This window comes from Streptomyces coeruleorubidus, from assembly GCF_008705135.1.
Taxonomy (GTDB): domain Bacteria; phylum Actinomycetota; class Actinomycetes; order Streptomycetales; family Streptomycetaceae; genus Streptomyces; species Streptomyces coeruleofuscus.
The window spans coordinates 7,672,914-7,683,598 of record NZ_CP023694.1; the positions used below are offsets into that span (position 1 = coordinate 7,672,914).

10 protein-coding genes are annotated in these 10,685 nt (G+C 72.8%); 8 read left to right on the forward strand and 2 right to left on the reverse strand.

Annotation, left to right across the window (positions count from 1 at the left end; genetic code table 11):
• Positions 1 to 37: 37 nt before the first annotated feature.
• The 6 genes from CP976_RS35360 to CP976_RS35385 all read left to right on the forward strand — a co-directional run bounded on the left by CP976_RS35360 (position 38) and on the right by CP976_RS35385 (position 7,641).
• Complete coding sequence (locus CP976_RS35360) at positions 38 to 871, forward strand: M55 family metallopeptidase (protein ID WP_150483980.1); 834 nt, start codon at positions 38 to 40, stop codon at positions 869 to 871.
• A complete protein-coding gene (locus CP976_RS35365; protein WP_150483981.1) occupies positions 864 to 2,177 on the forward strand; it encodes a M20/M25/M40 family metallo-hydrolase in 1,314 nt (437 codons plus the stop codon). Before CP976_RS35360 ends, CP976_RS35365 begins: the two co-directional genes overlap by 8 nt.
• Positions 2,178 to 2,193: 16 nt before the next feature.
• Positions 2,194 to 4,146: an LpqB family beta-propeller domain-containing protein gene (locus CP976_RS35370; protein ID WP_167537478.1), complete on the forward strand. Its 1,953-nt coding sequence runs from the start codon at positions 2,194 to 2,196 to the stop codon at positions 4,144 to 4,146.
• Positions 4,143 to 5,075 carry a S66 peptidase family protein gene (locus CP976_RS35375; RefSeq protein ID WP_150483983.1) on the forward strand — a complete coding sequence of 311 codons (933 nt, stop codon included), beginning with the start codon at positions 4,143 to 4,145 and terminating at the stop codon, positions 5,073 to 5,075. Before CP976_RS35370 ends, CP976_RS35375 begins: the two co-directional genes overlap by 4 nt.
• Positions 5,076 to 5,222: 147 nt before the next feature.
• Positions 5,223 to 7,004 carry a CocE/NonD family hydrolase gene (locus tag CP976_RS35380; protein ID WP_229875278.1) on the forward strand — a complete coding sequence of 594 codons (1,782 nt, stop codon included), beginning with the start codon at positions 5,223 to 5,225 and terminating at the stop codon, positions 7,002 to 7,004.
• A gap of 73 nt (positions 7,005 to 7,077) precedes the next feature.
• The gene (locus tag CP976_RS35385) at positions 7,078 to 7,641 is read left to right on the forward strand and encodes a GNAT family N-acetyltransferase (protein ID WP_150483985.1); all 564 of its coding nucleotides are present in this window, start codon (positions 7,078 to 7,080) and stop codon (positions 7,639 to 7,641) included.
• Positions 7,642 to 7,659: 18 nt separating this feature from the next.
• Here the strand turns inward: CP976_RS35385 and CP976_RS35390 are convergent, their stop codons facing one another.
• Positions 7,660 to 8,007, reverse strand: a complete 348-nt coding sequence (locus CP976_RS35390; RefSeq protein ID WP_059420053.1) for a VOC family protein — start codon at positions 8,005 to 8,007, stop codon at positions 7,660 to 7,662.
• A gap of 48 nt (positions 8,008 to 8,055) precedes the next feature.
• Between CP976_RS35390 and CP976_RS35395 the strand changes: the two genes are divergently transcribed.
• Positions 8,056 to 8,559, forward strand: a complete 504-nt coding sequence (locus tag CP976_RS35395) for a phage holin family protein (protein ID WP_150483986.1) — start codon at positions 8,056 to 8,058, stop codon at positions 8,557 to 8,559.
• Between the two features lie 6 nt (positions 8,560 to 8,565).
• Positions 8,566 to 9,594, forward strand: coding sequence for an SDR family oxidoreductase (locus CP976_RS35400; RefSeq protein WP_150483987.1), 1,029 nt, complete (start codon positions 8,566 to 8,568; stop codon positions 9,592 to 9,594).
• Positions 9,595 to 9,655: 61 nt separating this feature from the next.
• On the opposite strand, the gene CP976_RS35405 is transcribed toward CP976_RS35400, so the two are convergent.
• The gene (locus tag CP976_RS35405) at positions 9,656 to 10,618 is read right to left on the reverse strand and encodes an LLM class F420-dependent oxidoreductase (protein WP_150483988.1); all 963 of its coding nucleotides are present in this window, start codon (positions 10,616 to 10,618) and stop codon (positions 9,656 to 9,658) included.
• Positions 10,619 to 10,685: the final 67 nt, after the last annotated feature.

Here is a 10,685-nt window from a genome sequence, read left to right on the forward strand (position 1 = left end):
GAACCATGAAGATCTCCACCCGGGGGGACGGCTCGTCATGAGAATCCTCATCAGCGCCGACATGGAGGGCGCCACCGGCGTCACCTGGCCCGACGACGTGCTGCCGGGCGCCTCGCAGTGGGAGCGCTGCCGCTCGCTCTTCACCTCGGACGTCAACGCCGCCGTGCTCGGCTTCTACGACGGCGGCGCGGACGAGGTGATCGTCAACGAGGCGCACTCGACCATGCGCAACCTGCTGCTGGAGCAACTGGACGAACGGGCCCAGCTGCTCACCGGCCGGCACAAGGCGCTGTCCATGGTGGAGGGTGTGCAGCACGGCGACGTGGACGGCATCGCGTTCGTCGGGTACCACGCGGGCGCCGGCATGGAGGGCGTCCTCGCGCACACCTACCTCGCGAACCAGATCACGGGCGTGTGGCTGAACGACGTACCCGCGAGCGAGGGGCTGCTCAACGCCCATGTCGTCGCCGAGTTCGGGGTTCCGGTCGTGCTGGTCACCGGGGACGACGTCGCCTGTGAGGACGCGCTCGGGTACGCGCCCGAGGCGCTGAAGGTCGCCGTGAAGGACCACGTCTCGCGGTACGCCGCCGTGTGCCGTACGCCCGCCAGGACCGCGGCCGACATCCGGGCGGCGGCCAAGGAGGCGGCGTCGCTGGCGGTGCGTCACGAACCCGTGCGCGGCGGCCCGTTCACCGTCGCCGTGGAGTTCGACGCCGAGCACCTGGCCATGGCCGCCACCGTCGTGCCGGGGGTGGACCGCATCGGGGAGCGGAAGGTGGCCTACACGAGCGAGAACATGTACGAGGGCATCCGCGCCTTCAAGGCGGTCACCACGATCGTCGCGGCCGCGGTGGAGGAGCAGTATGGCTGAGCAGGCGGACGGGCAGGCGCTGGACGAGGTCGTGACGTTCACGTCCGACCTGATCCGGATCGACACCACCAACCGGGGCGGGGGCGACTGCCAGGAGCGGCCCGCCGCCGAGTACGCCGCCGCGCGGCTCGCCGAGGCCGGCATCGAGCCGACGCTCCTGGAGCGCACCAAGGGCCGCACCAACGTCGTCGCCCGCATCGAGGGCACCGACCCTTCGGCCGACGCGCTGCTGCTCCACGGCCACCTGGACGTCGTACCCGCCGCGGCCGCCGACTGGAGCGTGCACCCGTTCTCCGGGGAGATCCGCGACGGGGTCGTCTGGGGGCGAGGCGCCGTCGACATGAAGAACATGGACGCGATGATCCTGGCCGTGGTCCGCGCCTGGGCGCGCCAGGGCGTCCGCCCACGGCGGGACATCGTCATCGCGTTCACCGCGGACGAGGAGGCCAGCGCCGAGGACGGCTCCGGGTTCCTCGCCGACCGGCACGCCGCGCTGTTCGAGGGCTGCACCGAGGGCGTCAGCGAGTCGGGCGCCTTCACCTTCCACGACGGCGCCGGACGGCAGATCTACCCCCTGTCGGCCGGTGAGCGGGGCACCGCCTGGCTGAAGCTCACCGCGCGCGGCCGGGCCGGGCACGGCTCCAAGGTGAACAAGGACAACGCGGTCACCCGGCTCGCGGCCGCGATCACCCGGATCGGCGAGCACGAGTGGCCGCCGCGGCTGACCCCGACCGTGCGCGCCGCGCTCACCGAACTCGCCGCGCTGTACGGCATCGAGCCCGACCTCACCGACGTGGACCGGCTGCTCGACAAGCTCGGACCGGCCGCCCGGCTCGTCGAGTCGACCGTCCGCAACAGCGCCAACCCGACCATGCTGGACGCCGGTTACAAGATCAACGTGATTCCCGGTGAGGCCGTGGCGCACGTGGACGGCCGGTATCTGCCCGGCGGGGAGGACGAGTTCCGCGACACCCTCGACCTGCTCACGGGGCCGGACGTGGAGTGGGAGTTCCACCACCACGAGGTGGCCCTCCAGGCGCCGGTGGACTCGGCGACGTTCGCCCGGATGCGGGCCGCCGTCGAGGAGTTCGCCCCGGAGGGACACGTGGTGCCGTACTGCATGTCCGGCGGCACGGACGCCAAGCAGTTCTCCCGCCTCGGCATCACCGGCTACGGCTTCACACCGCTGAAGCTGCCGGAGGGCTACGACTACAACGCCATGTTCCACGGCGTCGACGAGCGGGTCCCGGTCGAGGCGCTGCACTTCGGTGTCCGCGTGCTCGACCGGTTCCTGCGGACGGCCTAGGCGAGCGGGGGAGACGGTGCGGACACTGGCGTACGGGGCCTGGCCCTCGCCCATCGACGCGGCCCTGGCCGCCGCGCACGACGGGCACCCGGACTACGTGGGGTTCGCCGGCGACGAGGTGTGGTGGACCGAACCGCGCCCCGCCGAGGCGGGCCGGCGCACCCTGGTGCGGCGGCACGCCGACGGTACGGAGGAGTCGCTGCTGCCCGCGCCGTGGAACGTGCGCAGCCGGGTCATCGAGTACGGCGGACATCCCTGGACCGCCCTCCCACAGGAGAACGGCCCGCTGGTGGTGTTCGTGAACTTCGCCGACCAGCGGCTGTACCGGTACGAGCCGGGCGGCGAGCCGCGTCCGCTCACGCCCGTGTCCGACGTCGGCGCGGGACTGCGCTGGGCCGAGCCGCACCTGCGGCCCGAGCGGGGCGAGGTCTGGTGCGTCCTGGAGGAGTTCACCGGCGCCGGGCCCACCGATGTGCGCCGTGTCCTGGCCGCCGTACCGCTGGACGGCTCCGCCGCCCGGGACCGGGACGCCGTACGGGAACTCACCGACGACCGGCACCGGTTCGTGACCGGAGCGCGGCTGTCGCCCGACGGGCGGCGGGCGGCCTGGCTCGCCTGGGACCATCCGCGCATGCCGTGGGACGGCACCGAACTGCTCCTCGCCGACGTCGGCCCCGACGGCACCCTGCACGGCGCCCGGACCGTCGCCGGCGGGCCCGGCGAGTCCGTCGCCCAGGCCGACTGGACCCAGGACGGCCGCCTGCTGCACGCGAGCGACCGCAGCGGCTGGTGGAACCTGTACCTCGACGGGGAGCCCCTGTGCCCGCGCGAGGAGGAGTTCGGCGGGGCGCTGTGGAAACTGGGCATGCGATGGTTCGCGCCGCTCGACAGCGGCCTGATCGCCGTCGTCCACGGCCGGGGCGCCACCGCCCTCGGCATCCTGGACCCCGAGACCGGTGAGGTCGTCGACGCGGCCGGGCCCTGGACCGAGTTCGCCCCCACCCTCGCGGCGCACGGAGATCGGATCGTCGCCGTCGGCGCCAGTCCGCGCAGCGCCTACGAGGTCGTCGAGCTTGACGCCCGCACGGGCCACGCCCGCGTCATCGGCGCCGAGCACGACGACGCCGTGGATCCCGCGTACTACCCCGAGCCACAGATCCGCACCTTCACCGGCCCCGACGGACGCGACATCCACGCCCACATCTACCCGCCGCACCACCCCGGCTGCGTCGCGCCCGGCGACGAGCTGCCGCCCTACGTCGTCTGGGCGCACGGCGGGCCCACCGGACGCGCGCCGCTCGTGCTCGACCTGGAGATCGCCTACTTCACCTCGCGCGGCATCGGCGTCGCCGAGGTCGACTACGGCGGCTCCACCGGATACGGCCGCGCGTACCGCGAGCGGCTGCGCGAGCAGTGGGGCGTGGTGGACGTCGAGGACTGCGCCGCCGTCGCCCTGGCCCTCGCCGACGAGGGCACCGCCGACCGCGGCCGGCTCGCCGTCCGGGGCGGCAGCGCGGGCGGCTGGACCGCGGCCGCCTCGCTCACCACGACCGACGTCTACGCCTGCGGCACGATCAAGTACCCCATCCTGGACCTCACCGGCTGGGGCACGGGGGAGACCCACGACTTTGAATCGCACTACCTGGAGAGCCTGATCGGGCCGCTCGCCGACGTGCCCGCGCGCTACACGGAGCGCTCACCCGCCACCCACGCCGACCGCCTCGACGTGCCGTTCCTGCTGCTCCAAGGCCTGGACGACGTGATCTGCCCGCCCGTCCAGTGCGAGCGGTTCCTGGCCCGGCTCGGGGACCGGCCGGTGCCGCACGCCTACCTCGCCTTCGAGGGGGAGGGACACGGGTTCCGGAGGGCGGAGACCATGGTGCGCGCCCTGGAAGCCGAGTTCTCCCTGTACGCCCAGGTGTTCGGACTGAACCCGCCCGGCGTCCCGATCCTGGAGCTCGCCAAGTGAGACCGCTGCTGCGACCACCCCGGCTCGCCCCCGGCGCCCGCGTGGCCGTCGTCGCGCCCAGCGGGCCCGTGCCCGAGGAGCGGCTCCAGGCCGGGCTCGACGTCCTGCGCGGCTGGGACCTCGACCCCGTGGTGGCGCCCCATGTGCTCGGCCGCCACCGGGAGTTCGACTACCTGGCCGGCACGGACGCCCAGCGGGCCGCCGACCTCCAGAACGCCTGGTGCGACCCGGCCGTCGCCGCGGTGCTGTGCGCCCGGGGCGGGTACGGGGCGCAGCGCATGGCCGACCTGCTCGACTGGGAGGCGATGCGGGCGGCGGGCCCCAAGGTGTTCGCCGGGTTCAGCGACATCACCGTCCTGCACCAGGCGTTCGCCACCCGCCTGGGACTGGTCACCCTGTACGGCCCGGCGGCGGCCGGTGTCGACTTCATCAAGAACGCCCGGACGCAGGAACACCTCCGGGCGACCCTCTTCGAGCCCCAGTCCGTGCGGACCGTCACCGCCCTGACCCCGGGCGGCTCCGCGCTGGTGCCCGGACGGGCCCGTGGCGTCACGCTGGGCGGCTGCCTCAGCCTGCTCGCGAGCGACCTCGGCACCCCGCACGCCCTCGCCGGTGCCCGGGGCGGGCTGCTGCTGATCGAGGACGTGGGCGAGAGCCCGTACCGCGTCGACCGGTATCTGACCCAGCTCCTGCGCACCGGCTGGCTGGACGGGGTCGCCGGGATCGTGCTCGGGTCCTGGGCGGCATGCGGCCCGTACGAGGAGCTGCGCGCGGTGCTCGCCGACCGGCTCGGCGGCCTCGGCGTCCCGGTCGTGGAGGAGTTCGGGTTCGGGCACTGCGAGGGCGCGCTGACGATACCCCTCGGGATCCCGGCCGAACTGGACGCCTCCACGGGCACGTTGACGTTCGACGCGCCGGCCCTGAGCTGAGCACGCCGCTACTGAAACCCTGTCAAGAACACTCGTTTCGGTGATTGACGGGCCCTGACACGTGTCACAACATGGCTACCGGCCTGTGCCTACTGGTCGGTATCCGGGTTGTCCAGGTTGTCGTCGCCCCTCACCGTGGAGGTCCGTGTGTCCCGACGTGTGCCCAGATCCCGCGCTCCCCTCGCTCTCGCTCTGGGCGCCGCCCTGGCCGCCCCCCTCGCCATCGGCCCACCCGCCTCCGCGGCCGACCCCTACACCGTCACCCCGCTGAAATTCACCGTCCAGGCCGGCGGCCGCTCCTGCACGGTCGACGCCGACCTGTACCGCCCCGCGGGCGTGAACCGGGAACACCCGGCACCCGCCGTGCTCGGCACGAACGGCTTCGGCGGCAGCAAGTCGGACGGTTCGACGGACAGCATCGGCAAGGCCTTCGCCCAGCGCGGCTACGTCTCCCTCGTCTACTCCGGGCTCGGCTTCGGCCGCAGCGGCTGCCTGATCTCCCTCGACGACCCGGACATCGACGGCGCGGCCGCCGCGCAGCTCGTCGACTTCCTGGGCGGCAAGCGCGCCGCCGACGACGGCACCACCGCCGACTTCGTCACCCTCGACGGCCCCGGCGACCCACGCGTCGGCATGATCGGCGGCTCCTACGGCGGCGCAGTCCAGCTCGCGACGGCCGCCGTCGACCACCGCCTCGACGCGCTCGTCCCCATGATCACCTGGCACGACCTGGCGTACTCGCTGGACCCCAACAACGCCGTCGGCGGCAGCGGCGTCCCCGGCGTCTTCAAATGGCAGTGGACCAACGGCTTCTACCTCATCGGCGAAGGCCAGCCCCTGCTCCAGCCCAGCCTCGACCCCTCCCGCATCAACTCCCTGACCTGTCTGCACTTCGTCACCCAGGCCTGCCGGACCATCCACACCCTCAACTCCGGCACCTACCCCGCCGACCGGACCGCCGAGCTGCTCGCCTTCGCCCGCCGCGTCTCCCCGGTGTCGTACCTGCGCCGCGTCAGGACGCCCACCCTGCTCGTCCAGGGGCAGGCCGACACCCTCTTCAACCTCAACGAGGCCACGGCGACGTACCGGACGCTCCGGGCCCAGGGCACCCCCGTGAAGATGATCTGGCAGTCCTGGGGTCACAGCGGCGGGCCCACCGGCCCCGCCACCGGTGAATTCGACCTGTCCAAGGGCAACCTGGAGACCAGCTATGTCGGCCGGCGCGTCCTCGCCTGGTTCGACCGCCACCTGCGCAAGCGGACGCACGCCGACACCGGCCCGGCCTTCGCCTACTACCGCGACTGGGTGACGGACCCGAACCGCACCTACGCCACCGCCGACCGCCTCCCCGCGCTCAACCGCACGCTCTACCTCTCCGGGGACGGCAAGCTCGTCGACAACCGCAACAAGGTCGCCCGCGGCACGCGCGGTTACACCAACCGGCTGATCCCCACGAGCCACTCGGAGAGCTCGCTGGCCGGACTCATCGGGCTGCGGGACTCACCGCCACACGACACGAAGGGCACCTACCTCGACTGGACCAGCAAACCGCTGGACCACCCCCTCGACGTCGTGGGCGCACCCCGCGCCACGCTCAAGGTGCACTCCCCGAAGGCCGAACGCACGCAGAACTCCGGGGACGCGGCCGACAAGCTGGTCCTCTTCGCCAAGATCTACGACGTCGCCCCCGACGGCACCCGTACCCTCGTGCGCCGCCTGGTCGCGCCGGTCCGGGTGCCGGACGTGACGAAGAGCTTCACCGTCACGCTGCCCGGCATCGTGCACCGGTACGAGACCGGGCACCGGCTGCGGTTCGTGATCGCGGCGAGCGACGACGCGTACTTCGGCAACCGGGGGATCAAGCCGGTGACCGTGGTCGGCGGGCCGCGCGAGCCCGGGGTGCTCCGGCTGCCGGTCGCCGGGTCCTGAGTCGCCGGGTCCTGTCGCCGGGCCCTGTCTCCGGGGCCTGAGGAGACACAGCCGGCGCGGTTATTGTGGCGGGATGCCGCACCACGCATCCCGCTACCTCGCCGAAGGCCTCCGGGTGGGCATACGCCACTTCACCTACGAGGACGCCGCCGAGTTCACCGCCCGCGCGCGGGAGAGCAAGGACCTGCACCACCCGTGGCTCTTCCCGCCCGACACCACCCCGGCGTACACCGCGTACGCCGGGCGGCTGATCGAGGATCACTCCAAGGCCGGGTTCCTGGTCTGCGAGAAGAGCGACGGGGCCATCGGCGGCTTCATCAACGTCAACAACATCGTCGAGGGCGGCTTCCAGTCCGGGACGCTGGGCTACGGCGCCTTCGCGCACGCCGCCGGGCGCGGGCTGATGCGCGAGGGGCTGGACCTCGTCGTGCGGTACGCGTTCGGCCCGATGCGGCTGCACCGGCTGGAGATCAACGTCCAGCCCTTGAACGCCGCGTCGATCGCCCTGGCCCGCAGCTGCGGATTCCGCCTGGAGGGCTTCTCGCCGAGGATGCTCTTCGTCGACGGCGACTGGCGCGACCACGAGCGCTGGGCGATCACCGCCGAGATGGTCACAGAGCCGGGGCGGCGGCGCTGAGCCGGGCCCCGGCCCGGATCACGCCTGGCGGTCCACGTACTCGTAGACCGATCCGTCCGGATGCAGGGCGATCAGGTTGCGTCCGGCCGGTGAGGCGATGGGGCCCGCGATGATGTGGGCGCCCACCTCGGTCAGCACCTTGTGGGTCTCCTCGACGTCCGTCACGGCGATCGTCGCGGCCACCTTGCGCAGCACCTCCAGTTCGGCCGGGGGCCCGCTCATCAGCAGGAAGCAGCCGATCGCGGCCACCTGGACACCGCCCCGTTCGAAGCGCTGGGCTCTGCCGCCCGCCAGCCGCTCGTAGAAGGGAATCGCGGTCTCGAGGTCGTCGACGCAGACGCGCAGTGTGGCACCCAGAATCTCCATGGGGAGGAGCCTAGTTACGCGCGAGGGGGCGAGGGTACCCGGCCGGGCATGAAGCCGCTGGATCACCTGGAGCATCTGGACAAGCATCTGGTCGACGAGCTGGCACAGGTGGCGCGCGAGACCGTCCGGGACGAACTGCGCGAGCAGACGCGCAAGCAGCGCCGCAAGGCCGCGCTGTACGCCGCGTCCGGCGCCCTCGCCCTGTACGCGGGCGCGGCCCTCGCGCTCGCCGTGGGACTGGCCCTCGCCCTCGGCCTGCCCGACTGGGCCGCCGCGCTGATCACCGCCGCGATCCTGGGTGTCGCGGCGTACGTGCTGCGCGGCATGGCCCGGCCGGCCGCGTCCCCGCCGGGCCCCGCGCACGCGGCCGGTATGACGCCGGGACAGGAGAGCACCACCGCACCGGGCACCGGAGTGCCCGGCGGTGTGCCGCCCGTGCCGCCGGCCCCGCCCACCGCCGGGCCGGTCGCCGGAGCCGCCGGCGGGCCCGCCCCCGGCGTGGTGCCCCCGCGGCCGACCGACGAACCCGACGTGCCTCCCCGCGGGGCGTGATCCGAAGTGAGCACGACAGCAACACCGCACGGCCGTGTCGTCGTGGTGACCGGGGCCAGCGGCGGCGTGGGACGGGCCACGGCCCGGGCCTTCGCCGCCGGGGGCGACCGGGTCGCCCTGCTGGCCCGGGGAAGTGAAGGGCTCGCCGCCGCGGCCGACGAGGTGCGCAGCGCCGGCGGCGAGCCCCTCGTCATCGGCGTGGACGTCTCCGACGCCAAGGCCGTCGACGACGCCGCCCAGCAGGTCGTCGACACGTTCGGGCCCATCGACGTCTGGGTCAACAACGCCTTCACCGGGGTCTTCGCGCCCTTCACGGAGATCGGCCCCGACGAGTTCCGCCGCGTGACCGAAGTGACCTACCTGGGTTACGTGTTCGGCACCCGGGCGGCCCTGCGCCACATGCTGCCGCGCGACCGCGGCACGATCGTGCAGGTCGGCTCCGCGCTCGCCTACCGGGGCATCCCGCTCCAGTCGGCGTACTGCGGCGCCAAGCACGCCATCCAGGGGTTCAACGAGTCCCTGCGGTGCGAACTGCTGCACGCGCGCAGTGGGGTGTGTACGACGATGGTGCAGCTCCCCGCCGTCAACACCCCGCAGTTCGAGTGGGTGCTGAACCGCATGAAGGGCCGGGCCCGGCCGGTCGCGCCCGTGTACCAGCCGGAGGTCGCGGCCCGCGCGATCGTGTACGCGGCGTCGCATGCGGGGCGCCGCGAGTACTGGGTGGGCGCCTCCACGGCCGCCACGCTCCTCGCCAACGCCGTCGTCCCCGGGCTGCTGGACCGTTACCTGGCGCGCACGGGCTTCTCGTCACAGCAGGACGAGGAGCGGCACGATGAGCCAGCCAACCTGTGGGCTCCGGCGGACGGGCCGCAGGGCCACGACTTCGGCGCGCACGGCCGGTTCGACGACGAGGCCGTGCACGACAGCCCGCAGCAGTGGGTCTCACGGAACCGGCGGCGGATGGGCGCGGCCCTGACCGTGGGGGCGGCGGGGGTCCTGGCCGCACGCAAACTGGCCGGGCAGGCCCGCCGGTAGGAATCCCCCCCCACGCCTTAGGGCAGTGGGGGGGGGTGTCCACGCCTTGACCGGCCCTCCGTCAGACGGCCTGCTGGAGCTGCGGCAGCACCTTCGTGCGGTAGAAGTCGAAGAAGCCACGCAGGTCCGGGCCGATCTGGTTGACGTAGACCCGGTCGAAGCCCGCGTCGGCGAACTGCTTCAGCTCGGCCACGTGCTCGTCCACGTCGTCGCCGCACACCCGGTTCTCACGCACCATGTCCTCGGTGACCAGCTGCTGCGCCTGCTCGAAGTGCTTCGGGGACGGCAGCACCTGGCCCAGCTCGCCGGGCAGCTGCTCGTTCGCCCAGAGCCGGTGGACGGTCTTCACGGCCGCGTCCTTGTCGGTGTCGTAGCAGACCTTGGTCCCGCCGCTGACGAGCTTTCCGCCGCCTCCGCCCTTGCGGTACTGCTCCACCATCGCCTCGTCCGGCTGGATGGTGATGTAGCCGTCGCCGACGCGGGACGCGAGCTGCGTGGCCGCCGGGCCGAAGCCGGAGATGTCGATCGGGATCGGCTCGTCCGGGACCGTGTACAGACGGGCGTTCTCCACCGTGTAGTGCGGGCCGTGGTGGTTGACCTCCTCGCCCGTGAACAGCCGGCGCATCACCTGGATGGCCTCCTCCAGCATGTCCAGACGGACGTGGGCCGGCGGCCAGTGGTCACCCAGGATGTGCTCGTTGAGCGCCTCGCCGGATCCGACACCCAGCCGGAAGCGGTTCTCCGTCATCACCGCGCTGGTCGCCGCGGCCTGTGCCACCACCGCCGGGTGCATCCGCACGGTCGGGCAGGTCACCGCCGTCTCGACCGGCAGGGACACCGCCTCGGACAGCGCGCCGATCACCGACCACACGAAGGGGCTCTGGCCCTGCTCGTCGTTCCACGGGTGGTAGTGGTCCGAGATCCACAGCGCCTGGAATCCGGCCTGCTCGGCCATCCGCGCCTGCTCGATCAGCTCGGCGGGTCCGTACTGCTCGCACGAGAGGAAGTAACCGTACTCGGGCATGGGGGAGTGCCTCCGCGACATCGGCGGTCCGTATCCCGCACCGGGTACCCGGGCGCGGGTCCGGAAA